Annotated in this window: 34 protein-coding genes and 1 tRNA gene; 25 read left to right on the forward strand and 10 right to left on the reverse strand. The window is 69.5% G+C overall.

Annotated features, from left to right (window positions below; genetic code table 11):
- Positions 1–97: 97 nt before the first annotated feature.
- From D0D15_RS36515 to D0D15_RS35790, 3 genes are all read right to left on the reverse strand, one after another.
- Positions 98–955 carry a YceI family protein gene (locus D0D15_RS36515; protein WP_094003352.1) on the reverse strand — a complete coding sequence of 286 codons (858 nt, stop codon included), beginning with the start codon at positions 953–955 and terminating at the stop codon, positions 98–100.
- A gap of 81 nt (positions 956–1,036) precedes the next feature.
- Entirely contained in the window at positions 1,037–2,227 is a 1,191-nt protein-coding gene (locus tag D0D15_RS02335) for a PP2C family protein-serine/threonine phosphatase (RefSeq protein ID WP_094003351.1), read from the reverse strand.
- Between the two features lie 175 nt (positions 2,228–2,402).
- Positions 2,403–2,642 carry a hypothetical protein gene (locus tag D0D15_RS35790; RefSeq protein ID WP_162830488.1) on the reverse strand — a complete coding sequence of 80 codons (240 nt, stop codon included), beginning with the start codon at positions 2,640–2,642 and terminating at the stop codon, positions 2,403–2,405.
- A gap of 48 nt (positions 2,643–2,690) precedes the next feature.
- On the opposite strand from D0D15_RS35790, the gene D0D15_RS37510 reads away from it, so the two are divergent.
- The gene (locus D0D15_RS37510) at positions 2,691–2,816 is read left to right on the forward strand and encodes a hypothetical protein (protein WP_255407829.1); all 126 of its coding nucleotides are present in this window, start codon (positions 2,691–2,693) and stop codon (positions 2,814–2,816) included.
- Between the two features lie 493 nt (positions 2,817–3,309).
- Here the strand turns inward: D0D15_RS37510 and D0D15_RS02340 are convergent, their stop codons facing one another.
- Positions 3,310–4,245: an SUMF1/EgtB/PvdO family nonheme iron enzyme gene (locus D0D15_RS02340; protein ID WP_094003350.1), complete on the reverse strand. Its 936-nt coding sequence runs from the start codon at positions 4,243–4,245 to the stop codon at positions 3,310–3,312.
- Between the two features lie 60 nt (positions 4,246–4,305).
- A complete protein-coding gene (locus tag D0D15_RS02345) occupies positions 4,306–5,085 on the reverse strand; it encodes an aminotransferase class IV family protein (RefSeq protein ID WP_094003372.1) in 780 nt (259 codons plus the stop codon).
- Positions 5,086–5,360: 275 nt separating this feature from the next.
- On the opposite strand from D0D15_RS02345, the gene D0D15_RS37515 reads away from it, so the two are divergent.
- Positions 5,361–5,489 carry a hypothetical protein gene (locus tag D0D15_RS37515; protein ID WP_275895896.1) on the forward strand — a complete coding sequence of 43 codons (129 nt, stop codon included), beginning with the start codon at positions 5,361–5,363 and terminating at the stop codon, positions 5,487–5,489.
- Here D0D15_RS37515 and D0D15_RS02355 read toward each other — a convergent pair.
- Positions 5,486–5,869 carry a GntR family transcriptional regulator gene (locus tag D0D15_RS02355; protein WP_094003348.1) on the reverse strand — a complete coding sequence of 128 codons (384 nt, stop codon included), beginning with the start codon at positions 5,867–5,869 and terminating at the stop codon, positions 5,486–5,488. The two genes, D0D15_RS37515 and D0D15_RS02355, sit on opposite strands and share 4 nt — an antisense overlap.
- Positions 5,870–5,983: 114 nt before the next feature.
- On the opposite strand from D0D15_RS02355, the gene D0D15_RS02360 reads away from it, so the two are divergent.
- From D0D15_RS02360 to D0D15_RS02450, 23 genes are all read left to right on the forward strand, one after another.
- Positions 5,984–6,280, forward strand: coding sequence for a hypothetical protein (locus tag D0D15_RS02360; RefSeq protein ID WP_094003347.1), 297 nt, complete (start codon positions 5,984–5,986; stop codon positions 6,278–6,280).
- On the forward strand, positions 6,280–6,456 hold the full coding sequence (locus tag D0D15_RS02365; RefSeq protein ID WP_162830489.1) for a hypothetical protein: 177 nt from the start codon (positions 6,280–6,282) through the stop codon (positions 6,454–6,456). Before D0D15_RS02360 ends, D0D15_RS02365 begins: the two co-directional genes overlap by 1 nt.
- A complete protein-coding gene (locus tag D0D15_RS02370; RefSeq protein ID WP_094003345.1) occupies positions 6,456–6,953 on the forward strand; it encodes a hypothetical protein in 498 nt (165 codons plus the stop codon). The genes D0D15_RS02365 and D0D15_RS02370 overlap by 1 nt, the downstream gene beginning before the upstream one ends.
- 14 nt (positions 6,954–6,967) lie before the next feature.
- Entirely contained in the window at positions 6,968–7,126 is a 159-nt protein-coding gene (locus D0D15_RS35795) for a hypothetical protein (protein ID WP_158224387.1), read from the forward strand.
- 53 nt (positions 7,127–7,179) lie between these two features.
- Complete coding sequence (locus D0D15_RS02375) at positions 7,180–7,368, forward strand: hypothetical protein (protein WP_094003344.1); 189 nt, start codon at positions 7,180–7,182, stop codon at positions 7,366–7,368.
- A 24-nt stretch (positions 7,369–7,392) separates the two neighbouring features.
- Positions 7,393–7,620: a hypothetical protein gene (locus D0D15_RS02380; protein WP_094003343.1), complete on the forward strand. Its 228-nt coding sequence runs from the start codon at positions 7,393–7,395 to the stop codon at positions 7,618–7,620.
- On the forward strand, positions 7,620–7,790 hold the full coding sequence (locus tag D0D15_RS35800) for a hypothetical protein (RefSeq protein ID WP_158224386.1): 171 nt from the start codon (positions 7,620–7,622) through the stop codon (positions 7,788–7,790). Before D0D15_RS02380 ends, D0D15_RS35800 begins: the two co-directional genes overlap by 1 nt.
- Positions 7,787–8,119 carry a hypothetical protein gene (locus D0D15_RS02385; RefSeq protein WP_143266131.1) on the forward strand — a complete coding sequence of 111 codons (333 nt, stop codon included), beginning with the start codon at positions 7,787–7,789 and terminating at the stop codon, positions 8,117–8,119. The genes D0D15_RS35800 and D0D15_RS02385 overlap by 4 nt, the downstream gene beginning before the upstream one ends.
- Positions 8,116–8,457 carry a hypothetical protein gene (locus tag D0D15_RS02390; RefSeq protein WP_094003341.1) on the forward strand — a complete coding sequence of 114 codons (342 nt, stop codon included), beginning with the start codon at positions 8,116–8,118 and terminating at the stop codon, positions 8,455–8,457. Before D0D15_RS02385 ends, D0D15_RS02390 begins: the two co-directional genes overlap by 4 nt.
- On the forward strand, positions 8,454–8,714 hold the full coding sequence (locus D0D15_RS02395) for a hypothetical protein (protein WP_094003340.1): 261 nt from the start codon (positions 8,454–8,456) through the stop codon (positions 8,712–8,714). Before D0D15_RS02390 ends, D0D15_RS02395 begins: the two co-directional genes overlap by 4 nt.
- The gene (locus tag D0D15_RS36210; RefSeq protein WP_167481439.1) at positions 8,711–8,887 is read left to right on the forward strand and encodes a hypothetical protein; all 177 of its coding nucleotides are present in this window, start codon (positions 8,711–8,713) and stop codon (positions 8,885–8,887) included. Before D0D15_RS02395 ends, D0D15_RS36210 begins: the two co-directional genes overlap by 4 nt.
- A gap of 30 nt (positions 8,888–8,917) precedes the next feature.
- Positions 8,918–9,127, forward strand: coding sequence for a hypothetical protein (locus tag D0D15_RS02400; protein WP_094003339.1), 210 nt, complete (start codon positions 8,918–8,920; stop codon positions 9,125–9,127).
- Positions 9,127–9,381: a hypothetical protein gene (locus D0D15_RS02405; protein WP_094003371.1), complete on the forward strand. Its 255-nt coding sequence runs from the start codon at positions 9,127–9,129 to the stop codon at positions 9,379–9,381. Before D0D15_RS02400 ends, D0D15_RS02405 begins: the two co-directional genes overlap by 1 nt.
- Positions 9,368–9,700: a hypothetical protein gene (locus D0D15_RS02410; RefSeq protein WP_094003338.1), complete on the forward strand. Its 333-nt coding sequence runs from the start codon at positions 9,368–9,370 to the stop codon at positions 9,698–9,700. Before D0D15_RS02405 ends, D0D15_RS02410 begins: the two co-directional genes overlap by 14 nt.
- Positions 9,697–9,918 (forward strand): hypothetical protein, encoded by a 222-nt coding sequence (locus tag D0D15_RS02415; RefSeq protein WP_143266130.1) that lies wholly within the window; start codon positions 9,697–9,699, stop codon positions 9,916–9,918. Before D0D15_RS02410 ends, D0D15_RS02415 begins: the two co-directional genes overlap by 4 nt.
- Positions 9,915–11,048 (forward strand): hypothetical protein, encoded by a 1,134-nt coding sequence (locus tag D0D15_RS02420; RefSeq protein WP_115944198.1) that lies wholly within the window; start codon positions 9,915–9,917, stop codon positions 11,046–11,048. Before D0D15_RS02415 ends, D0D15_RS02420 begins: the two co-directional genes overlap by 4 nt.
- The gene (locus tag D0D15_RS02425; protein ID WP_094003336.1) at positions 11,045–13,258 is read left to right on the forward strand and encodes an FtsK/SpoIIIE domain-containing protein; all 2,214 of its coding nucleotides are present in this window, start codon (positions 11,045–11,047) and stop codon (positions 13,256–13,258) included. The genes D0D15_RS02420 and D0D15_RS02425 overlap by 4 nt, the downstream gene beginning before the upstream one ends.
- 359 nt (positions 13,259–13,617) lie before the next feature.
- Positions 13,618–13,788 carry a hypothetical protein gene (locus D0D15_RS36215; RefSeq protein WP_167481440.1) on the forward strand — a complete coding sequence of 57 codons (171 nt, stop codon included), beginning with the start codon at positions 13,618–13,620 and terminating at the stop codon, positions 13,786–13,788.
- A gap of 87 nt (positions 13,789–13,875) precedes the next feature.
- The gene (locus D0D15_RS02430) at positions 13,876–14,391 is read left to right on the forward strand and encodes a hypothetical protein (protein ID WP_094003335.1); all 516 of its coding nucleotides are present in this window, start codon (positions 13,876–13,878) and stop codon (positions 14,389–14,391) included.
- On the forward strand, positions 14,391–15,923 hold the full coding sequence (locus tag D0D15_RS02435; RefSeq protein ID WP_094003334.1) for a DNA cytosine methyltransferase: 1,533 nt from the start codon (positions 14,391–14,393) through the stop codon (positions 15,921–15,923). The genes D0D15_RS02430 and D0D15_RS02435 overlap by 1 nt, the downstream gene beginning before the upstream one ends.
- Positions 15,923–17,173, forward strand: coding sequence for a DUF3631 domain-containing protein (locus D0D15_RS02440; protein WP_094003333.1), 1,251 nt, complete (start codon positions 15,923–15,925; stop codon positions 17,171–17,173). The genes D0D15_RS02435 and D0D15_RS02440 overlap by 1 nt, the downstream gene beginning before the upstream one ends.
- A 24-nt stretch (positions 17,174–17,197) precedes the next feature.
- Positions 17,198–17,416, forward strand: a complete 219-nt coding sequence (locus D0D15_RS02445) for a helix-turn-helix domain-containing protein (RefSeq protein ID WP_094003332.1) — start codon at positions 17,198–17,200, stop codon at positions 17,414–17,416.
- Complete coding sequence (locus D0D15_RS02450; protein WP_094003331.1) at positions 17,400–18,548, forward strand: site-specific integrase; 1,149 nt, start codon at positions 17,400–17,402, stop codon at positions 18,546–18,548. Before D0D15_RS02445 ends, D0D15_RS02450 begins: the two co-directional genes overlap by 17 nt.
- A gap of 90 nt (positions 18,549–18,638) precedes the next feature.
- Here D0D15_RS02450 and D0D15_RS02455 read toward each other — a convergent pair.
- The 4 genes from D0D15_RS02455 to gyrB form a co-directional block, all read right to left on the reverse strand.
- Positions 18,639–18,712 (reverse strand) — tRNA-Ile (locus tag D0D15_RS02455).
- Positions 18,713–18,742: 30 nt separating this feature from the next.
- On the reverse strand, positions 18,743–19,456 hold the full coding sequence (locus D0D15_RS02460; RefSeq protein WP_094003330.1) for a DUF3566 domain-containing protein: 714 nt from the start codon (positions 19,454–19,456) through the stop codon (positions 18,743–18,745).
- Positions 19,457–21,976, reverse strand: a complete 2,520-nt coding sequence (gene gyrA / locus D0D15_RS02465) for a DNA gyrase subunit A (protein ID WP_094003329.1) — start codon at positions 21,974–21,976, stop codon at positions 19,457–19,459.
- A gap of 44 nt (positions 21,977–22,020) precedes the next feature.
- The gene (gene gyrB / locus D0D15_RS02470; RefSeq protein ID WP_094003328.1) at positions 22,021–23,988 is read right to left on the reverse strand and encodes a DNA topoisomerase (ATP-hydrolyzing) subunit B; all 1,968 of its coding nucleotides are present in this window, start codon (positions 23,986–23,988) and stop codon (positions 22,021–22,023) included.
- Positions 23,989–24,004 lie beyond the last annotated feature (16 nt).

Below are 24,004 nucleotides of genomic sequence, written 5' to 3' on the forward strand. Positions count from 1 at the left end.
TGCTCAGGGCGTCGGCGGGCCTCAGCACGCTGGTCGACCTCGCCAACCGGCGCGGCGGTCCGGACAACATCGCCTGCGTGGTCGCCGACGTCGCGGCCTAGACGCCCCGGACGGCCTGCACGTCGAGGCGGAGTTCGATCGTCGAGCCGACCACGACCAGGCCCTTCGCGAGCGTCTGCTGCCAGTTGATCGTGAAGTCCTCGCGGTGCAGCTCGGCCTTGGCGATCGCGCCGAGCCGGTCGCCGTTCCACGAGCGCAGGCCCAGGTAGCTGGCGTCCAGGCGGACGCCCCGGCTCGCGCCGCGCAGGTTGAGCGTGCCGTCGATGTGCCAGCGGTCGCCGGCCACGCGCTGCGCCCGGTCGCTGAAGAAGTGGATCTTCGGGAAGCGGTCCACGTCGAGGAAGTCGGGCGAGCGCAGGTGCTCGTCCCGCTTCTCGGCGGCCGTGTCGATGCTCGCCGCGTCGATGACGACCTCGATCGAGGAGTTCTCGATCCGCTCGCCGACGTTGATGCTGCCGTGGAAGCGCGTGAAGCGGCCGTGGACGCGGGACAGGCCGATGTGCCGCGCGACGAACCGGATCGACGTGTGGTCCGGGTCGATCACCCACCGGCCCGGACCCGGCAGGCGGACGCTCGCGTCCGGGCGCAGCTCCACCTCACCGAGCGCGGTGTGGTCGCCGCTGGCGACGTCGACGGTGTGGGTGACCTCGCGGAATCCGCCCGCGCTGATCGTGACCTGGTAGGTCCCGGTGGCCGCGGTGACCACCGCCAGCCCGTAGTCGTCGGACACGGCGCGGAACACCCGTGGGCCGCGCTTGTGGCGGAGGGTCATCTCGGCACCGGCCAGCGGGTTGCCCAGCTCGTCGCGCAACCGGACGCTCACCAGACCGGCCCCGGCCGCGAACGTGACCGGCTCCCCCTGCCGGCCGTCACGGCGACGCAGGCGCCTGAACATCGGAAACGCTCCCATCGGTCGGTGGTCCGTGGGGGACCCTAACCAGGGGATTCGTGTTTCGTGACCCGGTCGTTACCAGAGTCACCGCACGAACGTGTCCGAATCACCCTTCGCGGTGGTGCCGTGCCAGTCCAGGCAGATCACGCAGGCGTCGTCCTTCGGGCGCCCGCCGGCGGCGTCGACGACGGCCGAGGTCAGCGTCTGCACCACCGCCCGCGGATGCCGCCCGGCGGTCTCGAGCGCCAGACGGCGCAGGTCCACCGACGCCGCCTCCCGTTCCAACATCCCGTCGGTCAGGAGGAACAGCCGGTCGCCCGGCCGCAGGTCCACGCTCTGGACCTCGCGTGGTTTCTCCTGCAGTCCCGTGCCGAACGGGGTGTCGCGGTGCAACGGCAGCTCCCGCACGGTGCCGTCGCGCAGGAGCAGCGGCAGCGGGTGTCCCGCGTTGACCACGTCGGCGCGCCCGTCGGCCAGTTCGATGCGGAACAGCTGCCCGGTCGCGTACGGCGTCTTCGCGTGCTCCCGCACGGCCTGGTCCGCCGCGGCGGCCTGGTCGGCGAGGGACTGGTTCGCCCGGCGGGCGCCGCGCAGGGCGCCCAGCAGCAGGGTGGCCACCAGACCGGACTGGACGTCGTGGCCGACCGCGTCGGTGATGGACAGGTTCAGGGTGTCGTGGCCGAGGGCGTAGTCGTAGGTGTCGCCGCCCACGTTGTCGGCGGGCACCAGCGCGCAGGCGACCGTGAACTGGTCGGCCTCGCAGCAGGCGGCGGTGGGCAGCAGCTGGTGCTGGATCTCGGCCGCGAGGCTGACCTGTGTGGTGCGCTCGCCCCACTGGTAGAGGTCGGTGAAGCGGCGGTCGGTGACGATGAGGTAGGCGAGCGCGAGCGCCACCTCGCGGATCTGCTCCAGCGCGGAGTCGTCGAGGTCCGGAAGGGTCATCTCGAGGAGGCCGACGGGATCGCCGCGGTTGGTGACGGGCACGACGACGTGCCACTGGTCGCGGTGCTCGCGGTGCGGCTCCTGGCTGGACAGGACGCGTTCGTAGACGCTGCCCGCCAGGTCGAGGCGCTCGGCGTCCTCGCCTCGCAGCGACTTCCCGTGCGTGGTGAACCGGACCAGTTCGCGGCCCAGGAGGTCGACCAGCAGGAACGAGACGTCGGACGCGGCGAACCGCTCTTCCAGGTACCCGGCGACCACGTCGACCGACTTCACCGGCGACGCCCGCTCGGCGGCGGTGAGCACCGCAGCGAGACCGGACGGTTCATCGGACATCCCGGTCGCCCCCTCAGACACCGCCGATGCGGCCCTGCGCCGCCGGCACCACTCTTGCCGATCGTAATGGCGCGCGTGACGCCGAGGAGGGTCAGCCAGGTAGCGTCCGGGGCGCGCTGGACGGTGTTGCTGACCGAGCCACCCCGCGCGGACACCGGCCCGAACGGCCGCGTGATCAGGACCGGTGCCGTCGTGCCTGGACGTAGATGCTCCACCACACCGCGGAAACCAGGACGCCACCGACGGCGACAAGCCAGTCCACCCAGGTGCGCTCGCCGCGAACCAGGAACAGGGCGGCGTGCCCAACCTGAATCAGCGTCCAAATGACCGAAATGACCAGCGCCATCCGCGGGTTCGGCCAGTTCGAGTCACCAGACACAGCCTCACCGTGGCACGCCACTGTCTCGCGCCGCACGCCACCGACGGAACAACCGATCATGCCTGCGCCCGTCCGCTGTCCTCCATGCCCGACCAGCCCGCGCGCAGGACTCGGTGGAGCGACGCCGAGCTCATGGCACTCGACACCAACCCGCAGGCCCGGCTGGTCATCGTCGAGGGCATGATCTCCGGCATCAGCTCCGGCCGGTGATCGAGCACGGCGCGGAAACCATGGACCGGATCTTCGCGAGCTGATCCGCTCCGAGCGCGGATCCGAAAACAAAGGTCCCAGAACGACACTCAGGCCCCGCCTCCGGGAAGGAGACGGGGCCTGAGTCTGTCGAGTGGGCCCAGGAGGACTTGAACCTCCGACCTCTTCGTTATCAGGCCAGATTTGGACCCCGTTTGATCTTGGGGAGTACCGCATCCGCCCTGGTCAGGAACGTCCGTGGAAGTCCGCCGACGTACGTCGGTCTACGGGGCGGTTGTCGCTCACTTTGACGCCCACCGGCAGGCCCCCTGACCAGGCGAAAGAGGCTGAACCATTGGGGGTAGCCCCCTATGTTCCAGCCTCAGTGACCCTGTGACAGGAAAGTAGTGTGGGGCGAGTTGTCACTCCCCTGTCACTCCTGTTTCCGCAGCTCAAGTGCCAGCGAGTAACAAAGTGACAGGTGTGACAGCGATGAGGTACCGGTGTCACTCGCTCAGCCACCGAGCAACGTTTCAAGTGTCTCGGCGGGCGTCGCGCAGCGGAAACCAGTGTCGTCATCGCACATGCTCGCGGCAGCATCATTGAAGGATGACGGAGTGGCGCGGTCGAAAGGACTGGTCCACGCCCCGCCCTTCAACTCGTAGCGGCCGTGACGTGTCTCGGTCGAGCACCACTCCCACACGTTGCCGCACATGTCGTAAACGCCGTAAGGGCTGATGCCGGTCTGGTAGCAGTCCACGGGCGTGGTCGAGCCGACGCCGTTCTCCCGGACGTTGCACTTGGCCGGCGTCGGCTGATCACCCCACGGGTAGACGGCGCCCCGCGTGCCGCGGGCTGCCTTCTCCCACTGCTGGCTCGTTGGCAGGGCCTTACCAGCCCACTCCGCGTAGGCCGTCGCGTCATTCCAGGTCACAAACACCACGGGGTGGTCACCGAGCTTCTCCACGTTCTCCTCGCTCCACCGCTGTGGCGCGGGATGCCCGGTCGCCGTGAGGAACTGCGCGTACTGAGCGTTCGTGACCGGGTAGACGTCGATGTAGAAGTCCGGCACCCAGATCGGTTCGTTGCTCGGGCCGGACAGGAAGACGCTGCCGTCGACCTTCACCATCGTGCTGCCGTCCGCGGGATGCCTCACGCGGCTGCTGCCGATGAGGTCGGGCATCGCTTCCCCGGCCGCATCGACCGGCACAAGGGAGCCGCCGGTCAGGTGCGAGAAGCGAGCACGGGTGTCAGCATCCGACCGCGCCAAACACGTGTCGAGGGCTGCCTGGTTGACGGGGCGCGGCCGGATGTTCTCCCGGCCCGCCTCCCACTTCGAGATCATCCGCTCACTCACACCGAGGTGTGCCGCGAACTCGCGAATGCTCATGCGCTTCGCCTCCCGAAGCGCGCGCACCTCGATCCCTGACCAGCGCTGAACCGTCGCCACTAGCTACTCCCCCACGGACTGGGCCTTCTCTGTGGAGCGTAGCGGGCTGTTGTCACCCGCTTACACAGCTTCGGAAGGAATGTCCGCGTACAGCTCCCGCAGCTCGTGCAGCACCTTGTGATCCGTAGGCCATTCCGTGCTGTCGACTGAGGCAATGGGCCTGATGCCGGTGGCTGCGTTCGTTGCGAATGCGGCCTCCATGCCCGACAGGTCCGATAGCGTCAGCGGCTCCGTCGCCACGGGCTCATCGAGCGCCTGGTTGATCAGCGTCATGGTGATGCCCTGCAACCACTCGGCACGCGGCCACACCACCCGTCCATCGCGGATGAACCCGATGTTCGAGGTCGCGATCTCGGAAATCGTGCCATCAGGGTTCAGGAACAGGACATCGTCGAACCCCTCCCGCTGAGCAGCCCGACGCCTGCGCAGTGCTCCGAACAGCCCGACGTGCTTGACCGCGGGGATCTCGCGCCGGTACGACGCGGCTTGCAGGCGCCAGGGCGCAGGTGTCGCCAGGCTTGCCGGCCGAGTCGTCACCAGCACGTGCGGATCAGCGTCTGATCCGATGGTCCCCAGGTCGAACGCGGGATCAAACACCGTCACCCGCACGACTGTGGCCGGTTCCGACGCAGCGAGCGCGCGCCGGATGAACTCTCGCACCCGATCGGTGTCCAGCTCGACATCGAACAGCTGGCGGCAGTCTCGCGCGAGACGTTGCATGTGGAGGGACAACCCCTTCACAGAGCCGTCCTGAACCAACATGGACGTGAAGTGCCCGTAGTTGGTCAAGGCGAGCGCCTTCATTTGCTCGATCGTGGCGGGCGAACCGTTCAACTCCATGCCCTCAGCCTCCCATTCCAACGCTCGCAACGCCCCTCCTCCCGGGCCGAAGTTCAGTGAAAGTTCAGGGCCTCAGGTTCGGCGAAAGTTCAGTAGTAGGGCGCTTTCGTGACAGTTCTCAGAATCCCGGCTTGGCCGCACTCTTGATGCATGAGCAACGCCGGCGCTCCGAAAGCCGAGAGTCACAACGAAAGGAGTCAGCATGGCCAAGCAGGACGTTCCCGGGACTGAAGACCGGCAGCGGGCTACTCCCGAAGGTTGTCACCGCCCTGGTCGTGCTCGCCCTGCTGGCGATCGTCGTCAAGCACCCGGCCGACGCGGCAACCTGGGCCAAGAGCATTGGCAGCGGGATCGGGGCGATTATCGACGGAATCGCCACGTTCGTCCGGCAGCTCAGCGCTTAACGCTGGGACTGCCGATCAAGCAGCTCAGTCAGGCGCTTCTCGATGTCTGCGAGCTGGCGGGCGGCACCGGCAAGCTCGGACTGCAAGCCCGCGACGTCATCCCGGATCGCCAAGAGCGCTTCGCTCTCGTTCACATCGGCCGACCGGTCGCGGACCCGCGCTCCAGCGTTCCGCTTGATCGTGACGAATCCCTGGTCGCGCAGCAGCCGCACGGCCGCGATCGCCGTGTTGACCGCCACGTCGTACTCACTGGCTAGCTGTCGATAGGGCGGCAACGGCGATCCCACGGGGTACTCCCCCGCCTCGATCTGCACCCGCAACGCGTCCGCCACCTGCCTGCTTGCGGGCGGCTTGCCGCTCGACTCAGCCGTATCAGCCACTCGTCCACCTTACCCAGATGTCTTACGACACGGGGTTGACAAGACCCCGCCGCCTCCCTAACGTCTTGCGACATAGAGATGTCTCAAGACATCACCCCAACGAACAGGAGAGCAATGAAGTTCGCACGGATCGCCAGCTCGGAAGCGCTCGATGCGCTGTTTCCGCTGGTCGATGAGGACATTTCCGCGGTGGCGCGGGATGAGGCGGTCGCGGCGGAAGTCGCCGAGATCGATGCACTGATCGAAGAGATGGAGCGCGAGTGGGCCGCCGCCGAGCGTGTTGAGGCGTTCCGGATCTCGCGTGAGCTGACCGACGAGGTCCGGGCCCGGCGCACCGCCCGGCGGGCGGCTCAGCAAGCACTGCGGTCGCTGCCGGTCCGGCTCGATGCGGTCACGGGGGAGGCGGCGTGATGATCCGCTACACCAGCGTCGAGGACTTCTACGACCGGCTCGCCGTGGCGCACGACCAGCAGGCGCAGGACGGCACCGAGCACGCGGTGACGCGCCAGGGCGCGCAAGCCCGGGCGGAGCACTACCGCGAGATCGCCGACCAGGCACGCCGCTCCCGCCGGGGAGGTGAGCGGTGATGCGGCACCGTTCGGTGCGGGCGCTCGCGCTGTTCGGGGCGTTGCAGGCGGTGTTTTCGGATGTGCACCCCTACTGCGACCAGATCGTGCAGTCCAGCGAGGACGCCAGCAAGAAGGGCCTGCCCGGGTGGGAGGGCGCGAAGCACTGCGCCCGCCACGTCACCACCTACACCGCCGGTCAGACGGTCGCCTCGGTCGCGGTGACCTCGGCGCTGGGCTACCGGCTGCCGCTGCGGGCGCTGGCCGCGGGCACGGCGGTCAACGCGGTCACCCACTACGTGATCGACCGGCGCGAGCCGTTCAAGCGGTTCCTGCGCAGCAAGTTCATCGGCAAGGGCGGCTACCTCGCGCACGCCACCGTCAAGCGCCGTGAGGGCGTGGTGGACGAGGGCGGCCCGGGGACGGCGCTGATGGAGATGGACCAGGCCGCGCACCGCCTCATCGGCGTGGCCGCCTCGCTGCTGACCACCTACCTCGCCACCCGCAACCACGACTGACCAGGAGAAACCCCATGAAGCTGAAGAAGAACCCCAAGGCCAACACGGGCGCCGTCCAGCTCACCGCGCTGAACCGGACCGGCACGTGCGCCGGGTGCGGCAAGCGGGTCGACAAGACCTCCAACTGCTGCGGCAAGCCCGCCTGCTCCCGCCGCATCGCCGCCCAGCTCTGACCCTGCACCCACCGCTGACCCCGAATCGCTTTGACCGGAAGGAACTGTCCTCAATGGCCGCCAAGGTCTGGATCGCCAAGTACCGCGAAGGCGAGTACGTCACCGACACCGACGGGCGCGAGTGGTGCGTCACCAGCTACACGCAGCGCAGCAACATCGCCTGGATCCGGCTGCGCGAGTTCGCCGGCTCCCGCTCGGTCACCGTCCAGGGGCCGCTGGGCTCGAAGAAGCCCATCCGCTAACCACCACTACCCAGGAGACACACAATGGACTTCTTGCAGGTCGACCGCATCAGCGGCCCGGTGGTCGTCAACGGCCGGGTCTACTACTCCCGCAACGGCGTGTCGGTCAACGGCCACACCGTCACCGACGCCGCCACCGGCCGCCGGTTGTCCGACCGCCCGATCCCGCACCCCGAACGCGGCTCGAACATGGTGTGCCGGGGCGGCCAGGTGTGGATCAACGGCGTCCGTATCGAGCCGGAGGAGGGCTGATGCCCGCCCCGTACAAGCCGGTGCGGACCGCCCGCCGCCCGCAGCCGATCACCGACGCCGAGTACGAGCTGCTGCGCGAGTGCCGCTGCCCCCGCATGCGCGGCACCCACGCCGCCGGCCACTGCGGCTCGGGCCACGACCCTTCCTCGGCAGAGAGGGAGGCCCGATGACCCGCTTGCTGATCACCGAGGTCCCCGGCGCGGCCCGAACCGCCAAGCACGCGGCCGCGCCGGGACTCCCCACCCAGCCACTTCCTGACCAGAACGGAGAGACACCCATGGTCGCACAGGCCATCTACCACCAGGCCTCACAGCGCACCGGCTTCCGCGTGCAGCTGGTGGCCGCGCCGGTCGACATCATCGCCCGCCGCCACCGCGAGGGCCAGTCGGTCTCGCAGATCACCCGCTACCTGCGCGCCCACCTCGGCCCGGAGAACCCGGTCGCCTCCCGCAGCTTCGTGGAGTGGGTCATCACCGCCACCGGGGGTGAGGGCCGGTGAGCACCGAACTCGTGTTCCGCTGCCTGGTCTGCGACCAGCCGCGCACCGAGGCGGACGTGCCGTGTGAGCTGTGCGGCGCTGCCCCGGACCTGCACGTGGTTGAGGGGGACGAGCTGGTCACCTACGACCCCTTCCGGCTCAACCGGCTGGTCTCCGCCGCTGCTGCTGCACGGGTGGCGCACGCGCTGGCGGTGCTGGCCGACAGTCACCACTACCGCGCGCGACTGTGGGCGGACCGCGACGCCCCGCGCGCTCAGTGGCACCGGACGGAAGCGGCGTCCCTGGAGTGGATGCGGGCCGCCGAGCTGGCCCGCGCCGAGTTGGAGGAGACCGCGTGAGCGCCCGCATCGCGGTCGGCACCACACCGGCCCAGGTCAAAACCCTGTGCATCCGCCGCTACGAGGACACCACCGGCAAGCGGTGGCGGGAGGCCACCGAGACGGCCAAGCGGAAGTGGCTGGAGAAGACCGAGCCGGTGATCCGCGCCGAGGAAGGCATCGCCGCCGATGCGGTGTGGCGGGACGGGGCGTGGCAGCCCGCCGGCCAAACCGACCTGTTCTCCCTGACCGACGCCGACACGGAGGTACCGGCATGAGCAAGACCAAGCTGAACGTGCTGCCCAAGAAGAACACCCTGCGCAAGCTGCTCTGGCTCGGCCTGCTCGTGGCCGCGGTGGTGTGGATCGTGCAGCACCCCTACCAGGCCCGGCACGCGCTGGACAACGTGGTGCACGCGCTGACCGTGCTGTTCTCCGGCTGGGGCAGGTGAGCGGTGATGACCGATTCTCGTAGTCGCGCTGTGCGCAAGCTTGCCGAGGCGGAGCTGGCGGTGTCGGACTGGGCCGATGTCATCCGGCAGGGCGCGGAGAGGCGCGTGGGCAGTCACGATGCCGAGGCCGTCGTCGCGGACGCCGCCTACAGCCAGGCGCTGGCGCTCTTCCGTCTGGTGGGCAACGCTGCGGCGGCGTTCACCGCCCACGCCGAAGAGATCGAGCGGGGTGGCCGGTGATGTCGATGTTCGAGGTTCTGCGCCGGTTCGGGACGTTGGCGCTGCTGGTGTTCACCGGCGCGGTGCTGCTGTTCCTGCTGCTGCACCTGGTCCGCGTTCCGCTGGTGCTGATCGCGAAGGTCCTGGAGATCACGATGCGCCGCCTGGACGGCTTCGTGGCGAAGCACGCGAGCAAGCCCCCGGCCGGTCCGGTCAACCAGTTCTTCCACCACCCCACCACCACCCGGGAGGAGGCCATCAATGTTCACGCCTGAGCCCAAGCCCACCACCGGCCACACCGGACAGACCGACCGCGAGGTCCAAGCACGCCGCTCGGCCGACGTGGCGATCTACCAGCGCCCGGGCACCCCGACTCGCACCACGCAGGCGGTGTCGTGGGTGGGCTGGCACCTGCTCGAACTGGGCGGGGTGCTGTTCCCGCTCGGCCTCGGGGCGACCGTCTGGGACGGCTTCTACGCCCTGTCGCTGCTGGCCGCCCTGGGGTGGGTGGCGAACGAGCTGCGGCTGCGCCGCCAGCAGCGTGCCCTGCGTGCCCGCGCCGGTGCCGCGCAGGACGGGGAGGTGCCGGAATGAGGGTGACCCGGATCGCTGATGTGGCGCAGGCGTGGACGGTTGTGGTGACCGTCCCGAATGGAGAGACCGTGGCGGCCGGGAGCTGGCCGGACCTGATCGAGGCCCGCACCTGGGCGCGCGCGACGAACCGGGCGCGGGTGGCGCGGGTGCGGGGTGTGCTGCCGCTGGTGTCGGCGCGTGACCTGATGACCGAGCTGGAAAGGGGGATGTGGCAGTGAGCTGGTATGAGGAGCGGCGGGAGAACAAGCGCACGGAGGCGATGATCCGCCGGGAGGACGCCGGCGCGGCCGCGCAGGTGCGCATCGCCGAGCGGCAGGCGGCCGCGCAGATCAAGCGCGCGGATGCCCAAGCCCGCCGCGAGGCCCAGCAGCAGGCCACCGCCGCCCGGCGCGCCCGGCGCGCCGCCGTGGTGCGTGGCCTGCGGCTGTGGCTTGGCCGGCACGTGGTTGAGCTGCTGATCTACCCGATCGCGCTGCTGTCGTTCGTGCTGGCGGCCCCGGCGATGGCCCGCTACGGCATCGAGGTGTTCGCCTCCGAGCTGGGCGCGCTGCTGCCCGGGATCACCGAATTCGGGATGTGGGCGTTCGCGATCGCGGTGGTGATCGAGCGGCGGCGCCACCCGGACCGCTCGGTGTGGGGGCTGGTGGCCGGGGTGCTGGTGTTCGGCGCGGTCGCCTTCGGCATCAACTTCACCCACGGCCTGACCACCGCCTGGGACCACGGCGTGGTCATGGGCACCGCCTCAATCGCAGGGGTGGTCGCCCACCAGCTCACCCTCGCCACCGCCCCGAAGTCCGGGCAGCAGCGGCGGGAGGCCCGGATCGAGCGGGCCGCCGCCCGCAAGGTCGCCCGCATCCGCAAGGCCGCCGTCAAGCGCGCGGTGGCCGAGATCGAGGCGGACGGGTCGGCCCGGCTGCTCTACGCCCCCGGCCGCTACACCCTCACCCGGCGCGGCCTGAAGCCCGCGACCGTGCCCGGCCTGCCGGTGGCCGAGTCCACCGACTGGGACCGCGAGCTGGCCGACCTGCTCGCCACCACCGGCGCGGCCACCGCCACCGGCGTGACGCCCTCGATCGAGGGCGAGCAGGAGCCCGGGGACTCGATCGAGGGCGGGTCGGTCGCCACCCTCGATCACGGCCCTGACCTGCATGAGTCGAGCCCGGACCGGCCGGTGATCGACCGCAAGCCCGGCCGGTCGATGGAGCAGCTCCGCGCCGAGCTGGCCGCCGCGATCGAGGCCGGGACGGTCAACCCGCGCTCGGCGGAGTCGATCCGCAAGACGCTGCGCGTGTCGGCCGGCCCGCCGCGCCAGCTCCGCGACGAACACACCAAGGGAGGCCGCAAGTGACCCAGCAGCACGAGCAGGACGAGTTGGCGCAGGTGCACTACCTGCCCACCCGCCGCGCCGACGCCACCCCGAGCCCGTCGGAGACGGAGGTGGTTGAGGGTGAGCTGATCTCCGAGGAGGAGTACCAGCGGCTGTTCACCCAGCGCGGGCAGGCGATCGAGCGGTACAAGGGCTACCGCCGCGACCTGGTCACCGCCGGACGGGCGGTGAAGACCGTCGCCTTCCACGACCTCACGAAGGCGGCGGTGAAGGCCACCGGGCGGCACGTGTTCGGCTACCCGATCGCCGGGGCCGTGGTGGTGCTCAAGCGGTGGCGCGACACCCACGGCGCATCCCGCTACGAGCGGCAGATGCTGGCCGCGGAGATGGAAGGCAACCACGAGCGGCTGCTGGAGTGGGAGGCCCGTGACGTGGCGGAGAAGCAGCGCCGCCACCAGCGGGTCATGGACTGGGTGGCCGCGCCCGGCCAGTGGATCAAGGCCGGGGCGCTCGGGATCGTCGGCGTGGCCGGGTTTCTGCTGGTCCTCGGGATGATCCTGGCGGTCAGCTCCGGGCACATCGCCGATGTCATCGGCCCCATCACCGCGGTAGTCGATGCGATCGCGTTCGCGGTGTGGTTCGTGGTCACCTACGGCGCGTTCCTGCTGACCGGGGGCACCGCGGCCGGGTTCTACTACCTGCACCACCAGGGCCGCAAGCACGTCGACCTGCCCGGCTGGCTGCGCTCGGCCCCGACCGCCGCGGGCGGCCCCGAAGTCGAGGTGGACGAGTCGGTGATCATGAACGCGCTGCGCAACCTCGGGCACCCGGCGCTGAACAAGAAGCTCAAGGAGGGCTGGGGCACCGCCATCACCCCGACCTGGGTGCAGCCGCCACTGCCGGTCAGCCACGGCTGGGAATTCGTCCTCCGGCTCCCGGCCGGGGTGCCCGCGACCAGCATCAACGCCCGCAAGACCGTGCTCGCACACAACCTCGGCCGACGCCCGGAAGAGGTGTGGGTCGAAGTCGACGACAACGACCCGATGGCGATGAAGTGCCTGGTCCTCGATCCCGGGTCGCTGCGCAAGCCGGTGCCGGACTACCCGCTGCTCGATGGCGGTCAGACCGACTTCTGGACCGGGTTCCCGGTCGGCATCGATGCCCGCTGGAACCAGGTCGACACCCCGGTATTCGAGCGCAACTTCGTGTGGGCCGGGATCATGGGCTCCGGCAAGTCCGAGCAGATCAACGACCTGCTCGCCGGGGCGGTGCTGGACCCGGTGGTGGACATCGACGTGTTCTGCTTCGCCGAGAACAACGACTACGAGTGGCTGCGCCCGGTCGCCTCAACCATCTCCATGGGCGACACCGCGGAGAACGTCCAGGCGTGCATGGACCACATCCATGCCCTGCACGACTCCCTCGCCGAACGCGGCCAGCTCTTCCGGGAGTACGGCATCAACTCCCTGACCCGGGAAGCGGCGGAGAAGGACGACCGGCTGCGGCCCCGGATCGTGATCATCGACGAGTGCCAGAGCTTCTTCCGGCAGGACAAGCCCGAAGACCGGCGCGAGGTGGTCAACCTGGTCGTGCGGTTCTTCTCCGCCGCCCGCAAGTACGGCATCGTGCTCGGGTTCGCCACCCCCACCCCGTCGGACCTGTCCCTCCCGCGGGACCTGATCGCCGTCACCACCAACAAAGCTTGCCACGCCATCGGCGACAAGACCCGCAACAACGTCGTGCTCGGCGAGAAGGCGTACGAGAACGGGCTCTCAGCGCTGGAACTCAAGCCCGCGGTGAAGAAGGGCGGCAAGATCGTGGCCCTCAACGACGTCGGCACGTCGGTCACGGTCGGGTTCATGGACCAGCCCGGGCTGTTGCGCGCCTTCCACCTCACCAGCGAGCAGAAGGCCGCGATCGTCGCCCGCGGTGTCGAGCTGCGCGGCGGCCGGGTGCGTCGGGCCGCGATCGAGCAGCCGCAGCAGCGGGACCTGCTCGCCGACGTGGCCGCCGTGCTGCTGCCCGGCGAGGACAAGGCCAAGGCCACCGACGTGTGCGCGCGGCTGCGCGAGCTGGCCCCCGGCTACCGGCCCTACATCGGGCTCACCGCCGAGAACCTGCGCGACCAGCTCGCCGAGCACGGCTGCAAGGTCACCAAGGTCGGCGTCCTCATGGTGTTCACCGAGCGTGTCCAGCAGGCGCTGGCCGCCCGCGAGGGAGGGAACGCCTGACCCGGCCGGAGAACCCGCCCGCAAGCCCGCCGCGCGGGCGGGTTCTCCCTCCACTCCCTCGCTCCCTTCACCACTGAAACCGCAGATCACCCCTAGGGAAGCCACCCAGGGACGCGCCGAGGGAATTTTCCCTACCCGCCACCGGATTCCCTCGCCCGCTCCCTCCCGATTCCCTACCCCCGCACGCCACCGATCGTCACACACAGTCACTTTCGGAGGTTCGATGACCACCCGCCTCGCCCGCCTGATCGCCCGGTTCGTCGCCACCTGCAAGTGCGGAGCCCGCATCCCGGCCGACCAGGTCATGTGCTCGGACTGCGCCAACAAGTAGCCCACTGTCGCGAAAGGACACGCCACCGATGGGAAGCAACAAAGGACTCGTGCACCGCGGCTCCAAGTCCTGGTGGACCGGCGACGTCAAGACCCTCTGCGGTCTCATCATCCCCGGCCGGGACGCCAAGTCGCCGTGGCTCACCAGCCCGGCCTGCCCGCAGTGCGAGGCCGTTCTCGAAGCCCGCAAGCGCAAGTAGCCCACCGACCCTGCCGGGCCGCCCGTCCGACTCGCCTCCGGGCGGCCCGGCAGTCCCAAGACCGTCAGCACTCGCGAAAGGTTCCCCATGCCTACCGCCACCGCGACCGACGCCCTGACCGACCCGGAGCGCCAGTTCCTCGGCTGCCTGATGCAGCTGCCCGCCCGCCCGGCGCGGCGGCTGCTGGCCGGGATGCGCGCCACCGACTTCACCGGCGGCATGTCCGCCCACGTCCTCCAACTCGCCATCGAGGTCGTGGCCGCCGAGCACACCCCGGCCCCGGTCACCCTCTACACCCACGCCATCGCCACCGGGCAGGCACCGGGCGAGAAGCGCCGCGAGTGGCTGTCCGGCTGGCTGGCCGACACCTTCCGCGACGCCCCCGTGCCCGGGCTGGCCGACCACCTCAAGGGCGTCCTGTTGGAGGCCGCGTGGCGACGTGCGCTGCTCGCCCACGCCCGCCGGATCGAGCAGGCCGTGGCCGGCTCGCCCACGGCGGTGCTGCGTGAGCTGGCCGACGACACCGCCGCCATCGACGAGCTGTGGACCCGCTATGAGGCCGCTACGACGGCCAACCCGACGCACTTGGAGGTGGCTGCCTGATGTTCACCGTGACCGACCTGTTCTGCGGCGCCGGGGGTTCCGGGCTCGGCGCGACCGCCGTGCCGGGTGTGGAGCTGGTGATGGCTGCCAACCACAGTCCGCGGGCGATCGAGACCCACGCCGCGAACTTCCCCGGCTGCGAGCACGACTGCGCCGACATCTCCCAAGTGGAGCCGCGCCGCTACCGGCGCACCAACATCCTGTGGGCAAGCCCGGAGTGCACCAACCACTCGATCGCGAAGGGCCGCAAGCGCGCCAGCGTGCAGCCGAGCCTGTTCGACGAGCCCGTGCCGGACCACGTGGCGGAGCGGTCGCGGGCGACGATGTGGGACGTGCCCCGCTTCGCCGAGGTGCACCGCTACGACGCCGTGATCGTGGAGAACGTGGTCGATGCGGCGAAGTGGGCGCCGTTTCGGGCGTGGCTGCTGGCGATGGACTCCTACGGCTACGAGCACAAGATCGTGTCGCTGAACTCCATGCACGCCCCGGCGATCGCCGCGCCGCGCGCGCCGCAGTCGCGGGACCGGATGTACGTGGTGTTCTGGCGCAAGGGCAACCCCGCCCCGAACCTCGACATCCGCCCGAAGGCGTGGTGCCCCACCTGCGAGCGGGAGGTGCGGGCGATCCAGGCGTGGAAGGGCACCGCACGGGTCGGCCGCTACCGGCAGCAGTACCTCTACCGCTGCCCATCGGCCACCTGCCGTCACCAGATCGTGGAGCCCTACGTCCTGCCTGCGGCGGCCGCGATCGACTGGAGCCTGCCCGGGCAGCGCATCGGCGACCGCGACAAGCCCCTGTCCGCCAAGACCCTCGCCCGCATCCGGGCCGGGATGCTGCGCTACGCCACGCCGCAACTGGTCACTGCGGGCGGCTCGTGGAACGACACCAGCTACCCGACCAGCCAGCCGTTCCGGACCCGCACCACGAGGGAGGCCGAAGGGCTGATCGTGCCGCTGGAAGGCCGCGACGGCAAAGAAGCCCGCCACACCGGCGAGCCGTTCCGGACGCAGACCACGCGGCACCAGGACGCCCTGGTGGTGCCCTACTACGGCACCGCCACCACCGCCGGGCCGGCCAGCGACCCCATCGGCACGCTCACCACCCGCGACCGCTACGGGCTGGCGTTCATCGCCGAGCTGCGCGGGGGCGGCTCCACCGCCCGCGACGTCCGCGAGCCCCTGGCCACCGTCTGCGCCAGCGGCAACCACCACATGCTCGTCCGCCAGCGCCCCGCATCCCAGCCCCACCGGGCCGGGCTGGACCTCGCGCGGTTCGCGGTCGGCACCGACGGCACCACCCACGACCGCGGAGACCTGCCACCGGCTGTCGCGAACGCCTCGTTCCGGATGCTCACCGTCGCCGAGATCCAGGCCGCCATGGCGTTCACCCCGGATTACGTGATCACCGGCAGCAAGCGCGAGCAGGTGCGCCAGCTCGGCAACGGCGTCACCCCGCCCGCCGCTGAATGGCTCGTCCGCTCCGTCGTCGCCTCCCTCGACACCACCGTCCACGACAGCTTGGAGGCTGCCTGATGACCCCAAACCGCGGGGCGACGCTGCTCGCCCAGCTCCACGACGCGCTGACCCGGTACGTCGTGATGCCCTCCGACCAGGCCACCGATGCCGTGGTGCTCTGGATCGCCGCCACCCACGTCCAACCCGCGTGGGCGCACGCGCCGCGGCTGGTGATCCGGGCACCGGAGCGGCGGTGCGGCAAGTCGCGGCTGCTCGACATCGTGGAAGCCACCAGCCACGACCCGCTGATCACGGTCAACGCCAGCCCCGCGGCGGTGTACCGCTCGATCACCCCGGACCCGCCGGTGCTGCTGGTGGACGAGGCCGACACCATCTTCGGGCCGAAGGCCGGGGACAACGAGGACCTGCGCGGGCTGCTCAACGCCGGACACCAGCGCGGCCGGCCAGCTCTGCGCTACGACGCCGCCACCTCCAAGGTCGTCACCATCCCCACCTTCGCCATGGCCGCGCTCGCCGGGATCGGCGCGATGCCCGACACCATCGAGGACCGCGCCGTGGTCGTGCACATGCGCCGCCGCGCCGCCGGGGAGAAGACGTTCCCCTACCGCGCCCGCCGCGACCGGGAACCGCTCCGCGCGCTGGCGCAGCAGCTCACCGAGTGGCTGCGCGGGGACATGGCCATCCTCGAGCGAGCCGAGCCCGCCATGCCGGTTGAGGACCGGGCAGCCGACACCTGGGAACCGCTGGTGGCCGTCGCCGACCACGCCGGGGGCGACTGGCCGGAACGCGCCCGCGCCGCCGCCGTGGAGATGACCCGCGAGCACAACGAGACCGGGGAAATCTCCGACCGGCTGCGGCTGCTCATCGACTGCCGCACCGCCTTCGCCGACGACCTCGCGTTGCCCACGGCCGAGCTGCTGCACCGCCTGCGCGGACTGGAGGAGTCCCCGTGGCGAGAGTTCGGGCCGACCGGGCTCACCGCCATGAAGCTCGGCTCGCTGCTCAAGGAGTACGGCATCCGCTCGGCCACCATCCGCTTCCCCGGCAGCGGGCAAGCCAAGGGCTACCAGCGCGCGGACTTCGCCGATGCCTGGAACCGCTACGCACCCGATCTCGACACCTCGGCAGGGGGTGAGCCGTCCCAGCCGTACCAGCCTCATAACCGCAGCTCAGACCCGGTACGGCTTGACGAGTGGTACGGCTCAAGCCGTACCAGCAAAAAAGCCGTACCGCCCCTGACCAGCAAAAACGACGCTGGTACGGCTGGGACGGCAACCCCCCTCAAAGTCGTCGGCAACAACGCCTGACCGCCCGCATGAAGGAGGAATGCGATGGACACGCCACCGGTGCCTGAGCGGCAGCTCTACCGCATCACCGAGGCCATGCGCCTGCTGTCGATGAGCCGATCCGTCATCTACGAGCAGATCCGTGCGGGACGCCTCCTCTCGGTCAAACAGGGCCGGGCCCGGCTCATCCCGGCCCGGGCGATCAGCGACTACGTCCAACTCCTCATCGACGAATCGGAGGTCATGAGTGGCGAAGCAGCGTAGCAACGGCGACGGGGGACTGTTCTGGGAGGAATCCCGGCAGCGCTGGCGCGCTGAGGTCACCATCGGCTACACCCCGGCCGGAAAGCGCCGGACGCGAAGGGCCTACGCCAAGACCAAGACCGAGGCCAAGAGCAAGCTCAAAGAGCTGTTCAAGGACCTCGAAGAGGGCATCACCGAAGACCGGAAGTACACCGTCGCACACGCGGTCCGCGACTTCCTCGCATACGGCCTGCCACGGCGCAGCACCGGCACGGTGGACAAGCTCACCAACCTGGCAAACACGCACATCATCCCCGGCTTAGGCGCCCGGAAGCTCCGGGAGCTGACAGCCGACGACGTGGACCGCTGGCTGGCCGATCGAGCGAAAGTGCTGTCCACTCGCTCGCTCCGGGAGGTGCTGTCGCTGCTCCGGCGCAGCATCGAGCGAGCCCAGAAGCGCGAGAAGGTGCGCCGCAACGTCGTGCTCCTCTGCGAGGTCCCCGAGGGCCGGGCGGGACGTCCCTCGAAGTCCCTGACGCTCGAACAGGCGGAAGCCGTGCTGCGGGCTGCTGAGGGGACGCCGATGCGCGCCTACGTGGTTGTGTCGCTCCTCACTGGCGCGCGGACCGAGGAGATGCGAGCACTGACCTGGTCGCACGTCGATCTCGTCGGCCGCCCGGACGGCAACCCGCCCATCCCGCCGCACATGATGGTGTGGCGCTCGGTCCGCGAGCACGGCGACACGAAGACGCGGAAGTCTCGCCGGTCGCTGGCCCTGCCGAAGCGCTGTGTCGAGGCGCTGAGGGCACACCAGGCCAAGCAGGACTACATGCGGACGTTGGCGCGCGACCGGTGGCAGGAGACCGGCCTGGTGTTCTCCTCCGCCGTGGGGACCGAACTGGACGCCGCCAACGTCCGCCGCGCGTTCCGGAAGGTGGTCGAAAAGGCCGGGCTGGAAGCCAAGGACTGGACGCCTCGTGAGCTACGGCACAGCTTCGTCTCGCTGCTCTCAGACAGCGGCGTACCGATCGAGCAGATTTCGCGCCTGATGGGCCACAACGGGACGGCCGTGACCGAGCTGGTCTACCGGCACCAGCTCCGACCGGTGATCGAGCACGGCGCCGAAGCGATGGACCGGATCTTCGCGAGCTGACCGCTCCAAGCACGGATCTGCGGGCAATGTCGCTCAGAATGACGCTCAGCCCCCGTTTCCCTTGGTTGGGAGACGGGGGCTGAGCTGCTGTGGGCCCAGGAGGACTTGAACCTCCGACCTCTTCGTTATCAGCGAAGCGCTCTAACCGCCTGAGCTATGGGCCCTCGAACGGAGAGAAGACTACAACATGCCTTCTACTCGCGTTCCGACAGGGTCACCTCCAGGCCTCCGGCCAGGTCGGCGGACACGTTGTAGATGAACGCGCTCACCGTGGCCAGCGCCGAGAGCAGCACGATGTTGATCGCGCCGAGGATGGCTGCGATGCCGAACACCCGGCCGGCGCTGATGAGCGGCTCGTTGGTCACGCCGGCGCCCTCGCCGGACACCAGGGACGAGTACGTGCCGTTCAGCTTGTCCCAGACGCCCATGCCGTCCAGCACCGTGTACAGCACGCCGACGGCCACCAGCCACACGAAGAACAGCGCGACACCGAGAACCAGCGACAGCTTCAGCACCGACCACGGGTCGAACCGCTTGATCTGCAGGCTCGCCCGGCGCGGGCCGCGACCGGGGCGGCGCAAGGCGCTGGGCGCCGAACGTCCCTTGGTGCCGGCACTGGCCACGCTCACCGTCTCCTGCCCCCTCAACCCTGCCAACGCGTCGTCGCGCGCCGCGGGGTTGCCGAACAGACCCTGCGCCGCCGAACCGCTGACGACGGGATTGTCGTCACCGTTCGAGTACAACACAGTTTTCTCGGCCTGGCCTTCCGACGACCACCCATCGCGGTAACCACCGCTCGACTCGGTGGTCGTGCCCTGACCGGCGTCACGGCTCAGCCGCTGCCAGGGCGGCGTGCCCGCGTCACCGGTCTGCGCACCGTGCTGTTCGGGGTTCTCCGGTGTCGTCACTTAGCTCTCTTCCGAGACGGGTTCTTCGGTTCCTCCGTTGCCTTCACCATTACCGACGCCCGAGGGCTCATCAGCGTTGCGTGCCACCGCGAGAAGAGTCGTCCCCTCCCCGAGGTTGATCAGCCGCACGCCCTTCGTCTGCCGGCCCGCCTTGCGCACCTGGTCCGCCGGCGTGCGGATGACCCCGCCGCTGGAGGTGATGGCGTAGAGCTCGTCGTCGGCGTCGACGATGAGCGCCCCCACCAGCCTGCCACGCTTGCGGTCGTGCTGGATGGTCAGCACGCCCTTGCCGCCGCGGCCCTGCACCGGGTAGTCCTCGATCGGCGTCCGCTTGGCGTAGCCGCCGTCGGTCGCGACCAGCAGGAACTTGTCCGGCTTGACCACGTTCAGCGCGAGCAGCTCGTCACCGTCGTTGAACCGCATGCCGAGCACACCCGAGGTCGGGCGGCCCATCGGGCGCAGCGTCTCGTCGGTGGCGTGGAAGCGGATCGACTGGCCCTCGGCCGACACCAGCAGCAGGTCGTCCTCCGGCCCGGCGAGCACCGCGCCGACCAGCTCGTCGCCCTCGCGCAGGTTGATGCCGATCAGGCCGCCGGAGCGGTTCGAGTCGAACTCGCTCAGCCGCGTCTTCTTGACCAGGCCCTTCTTCGTGGCCAGCACCAGGTACGGCGCGACCTCGTAGTTCGGGATCTCGATGATCTGCGCGATCGTCTCGTCCGGCTGGAACGCGAGCAGGTTCGCCACGTGCTGGCCACGCGCGGCGCGGTTCGCCTCGGGCAGCTCGTAGGCCTTCGCGCGGTAGACGCGGCCCTTGTTGGTGAAGAACAGGATCCAGTCGTGCGTCGAGCACACGAAGAAGTGCTGGACGATGTCGTCCTGCTTGAGCTGGGCACCCTGCACACCCTTGCCGCCGCGGCGCTGCGACCGGTACAGGTCGGTCTTGGTCCGCTTCGCGTAGCCGGTGCGCGTGATGGTGACCACCACGTCCTCGACCGCGATCAGGTCCTCGACCGACACGTCGCCGTCGAACGGGATGATCTGGGTGCGCCGGTCGTCGCCGAACTTGTCGACGATCTCGGTCAGCTCGTCCTTGACGATCTGACGCTGCCGCTCCGGCTTGTCCAGGATGTCCTGCAGGTCGGCGATCTCGAGTTCGATCTTCGCCAGCTCGTCGACGATCTTCTGGCGCTCCAGGGCGGCCAGGCGGCGCAGCTGCATGTCCAGGATCGCGGTGGCCTGGATCTCGTCGATGTCCAGCAGCTCGATCAGGCCGGTGCGCGCCTCGTCGACCGTCGGCGAGCGGCGGATCAACGCGATGACCTCGTCCAGCTGGTCCAGCGCCTTGACCAGGCCGCGCAGGATGTGGGCGCGTTCCTCGGCCTTGCGCAGGCGGAACCGGGTCCGCCGGACGATGACCTCGATCTGGTGCTTGACGTAGTGCCGGACGACCTGGTCCAGCCGCAGCGTGCGCGGCACCCCGTCGACCAGGGCCAGCATGTTGACGCCGAAGTTGTACTGCAGCTGGGTGTGCTTGTAGAGGTTGTTCAGCACGACCTTGGCGACCGCGTCCCGCTTGAGCGTGACCACGATCCGCATGCCGCGCCGGCTGTTCGACTCGTCGGCGATGTCGGCGATGCCGGTCAGCTTGCCGTCGCGCACCAGGGTGGCGATGTTCTCCACCAGGTTGTCCGGGTTGACCTGGTAGGGCAGCTCGGTGACGACCAGGGTGGTCCGGCCGCGGGTGTCCTCTTCGACCTCGACCACCGCGCGCATCCGAATCGAGCCGCGGCCGGTGCGGTAGGCCTCCTCGATCCCGGACGTGCCCAGGATCAGGCCCTTCGTCGGGAAGTCCGGCCCCTTGATGCGCTGCATGAGCGCGGCCAGCGTCTCGTCCTCGCCGGCTTCCCAGTTGTCCAGCGCCCAGATCACGCCGTCGGCGACCTCGCGCAGGTTGTGCGGCGGGATGTTGGTCGCCATGCCGACCGCGATCCCCGACGTGCCGTTGACCAGCAGGTTCGGGATGCGCGACGGCAGGACGTCCGGCTCCTGCGTGCGGCCGTCGTAGTTCGGCGAGAAGTCGACGGTCTCCTCTTCGATGTCCCGCAGCATCTCCATCGCCAGCGGGTCGAGGCGCGACTCGGTGTACCGCATGGCCGCCGCGGGGTCGTTGCCCGGCGAGCCGAAGTTGCCCTGGCCGTCGATCAGCGGGTACCGCAGCGCCCACGGCTGGGCCAGCCGCACGAGGGCGTCGTAGATCGCCGAGTCGCCGTGCGGGTGGTAGTTGCCCATCACGTCGCCGACCACGCGCGAGCACTTGTTGTACCCGCGGTCCGGCCGGAAACCCGAGTCGTACATCGAGTACAGCACCCGGCGGTGCACCGGCTTGAGCCCGTCGCGCACGTCCGGCAGGGCGCGCGACACGATCACGCTCATCGCGTATTCGATGTACGAGCGCTGCATCTCGTGCTGGATGTCGACCGGCTCGGTGCGGTCGTGTTCCGGCGGCATGGTTTCCGTCATGGGGTCCTTCTACTGACGAATGGGCAAGGCGGAGTCGGGGCGCGCTACACGTCGAGGAAGCGGACGTCCTTGGCGTTGCGGGTGATGAACGAGCGCCGGGCTTCGACGTCCTCGCCCATCAGCACGCTGAACAGCTCGTCCGCCGCGGCGGCGTCGTCCAGCGTGACCTGCAGCAGCAGCCGGCGGGCCGGGTCCATGGTGGTCTCCCACAGCTCTTCGGCGTTCATCTCGCCGAGACCCTTGTACCGCTGGATCGCGTCGTCCTTCGGCAGCTTGCGGCCGGCTTCGGCGCCGGCGGCGATCAGGCCGTCGCGCTCCTTGTCCGAGTACGCGTACTCCGGCTCCGACCGCGGCCACTTGATCTTGTAGAGCGGCGGCTGCGCGAGGTAGACGTGGCCGTGCTCGATCAGCGGGCGCATGAACCGGAACAGCAGCGTCAGCAGCAGGGTGCGGATGTGCTGGCCGTCGACGTCGGCGTCGGCCATCAGCACGATCTTGTGGTAGCGCAGCTTCGAGATGTCGAAGTCGTCGTGGATGCCGGTGCCCAGCGCGGTGATCAGCGACTGGACCTCGTTGTTCTTGAGCACCCGGTCGATCCGGGCCTTCTCCACGTTGATGATCTTGCCGCGGATCGGCAGGATCGCCTGGAACCGCGACTCCCGCCCCTCCTTGGCCGACCCGCCAGCGGAGTCACCCTCCACGATGTAGAGCTCGCACTCCTCCGGGTTGGTCGACTGGCAGTCCTTGAGCTTGCCGGGCAGGCCGCCGATCTCCAGCGCGCCCTTGCGGCGCACCAGGTCGCGGGCCCGGCGGGCGGCCATCCGCGCCTGCGCGCTGGACAGCGCCTTGTTGATGATCGTCTTGGCTTCGCTCGGGTTGCGCTCGAACCAGTCGGACAGCCACTCGTTGGTCTTGGACTGGACGAACGACTTGGCCTCGCTGTTGCCCAGCTTGGTCTTGGTCTGGCCCTCGAACTGCGGCTCGGCCAGCTTGATCGAGATGATCGCGGTGAGGCCCTCGCGCACGTCGTCGCCGGAGAGGTTCTCGTCCTTCTCCTTGAGGAGTTTCTTGTCCCGCGCGTAGGCGTTGACCACCCGGGTCAGCGCGGCGCGGAAGCCCTCCTCGTGGGTGCCGCCCTCGTGGGTGTTGATGGTGTTGGCGAAGGTGTGCACCGAGGGCGTGAACGAGTTGTTCCACTGCATCGCGACCTCGACTTCGAGGCCCTCGCCCTTGGCCTCGAAGCAGATGATGCTCGAGTGGATCGGGTCCTTCGAGCCGTTGATGTGCTTGACGAAGTCCTCGAGTCCGCCCGGGTAGTGGTAGACGCGCTCCTTGACCCGCGCCTGCTTGCCGTCGGCGTCGGCCTCGGTCTCCGCCTCGGTGACCCGCTCGTCGCGCAACGTGATGCTCAGGCCCTTGTTCAGGAAGGCCATCTCCTGCAGGCGGCGCGAGACCGTCTCCGTGTTGTACGTGGTGGTCTCGAAGATGTCCGGGTCGGCCCAGAACGTGGTGCAGGTGCCGGTGCCCTCGGCGGGGCCGGCCTCCTGCAGCGGACCGGGCTTGGAGTGGTCGAAGTGCTGGCGCCACTTCTTGCCGTCGCGGGAGACCTCGACGTCGAGCGCCTTGGACAGGGCGTTCACGACGGAGACGCCGACGCCGTGCAGGCCGCCGGAGACCGCGTAGCTCTCGCTGTCGAACTTGCCGCCGGCGTGCAGCACGGTGTGCACGATCTCCAGCGTCGACTTCTTGTGGACCGGGTGCTCCTCGACCGGGATGCCGCGGCCGTCGTCGACGACGCGGACGCCGCCGTCGGCCAGGAGCGTGACCTCGACCTTCGTCGCGTAACCGGCCATGGCCTCGTCGACCGAGTTGTCCACGACCTCCCAGATCAGGTGGTGCAGGCCGCGTTCACCGGTGGAACCGATGTACATGCCGGGTCGCTTGCGGACCGCCTCGAGACCCTCGAGCACCGTGATGGAGGACGCGTTGTAGTCGTTCTGCTGAGCTGCCACGAGCCTGCTTTCTCCT

The sequence above is a fragment of the Amycolatopsis thermalba genome, assembly GCF_003385215.1.
Taxonomy (GTDB): Bacteria; Actinomycetota; Actinomycetes; order Mycobacteriales; family Pseudonocardiaceae; genus Amycolatopsis_E; species Amycolatopsis_E thermalba.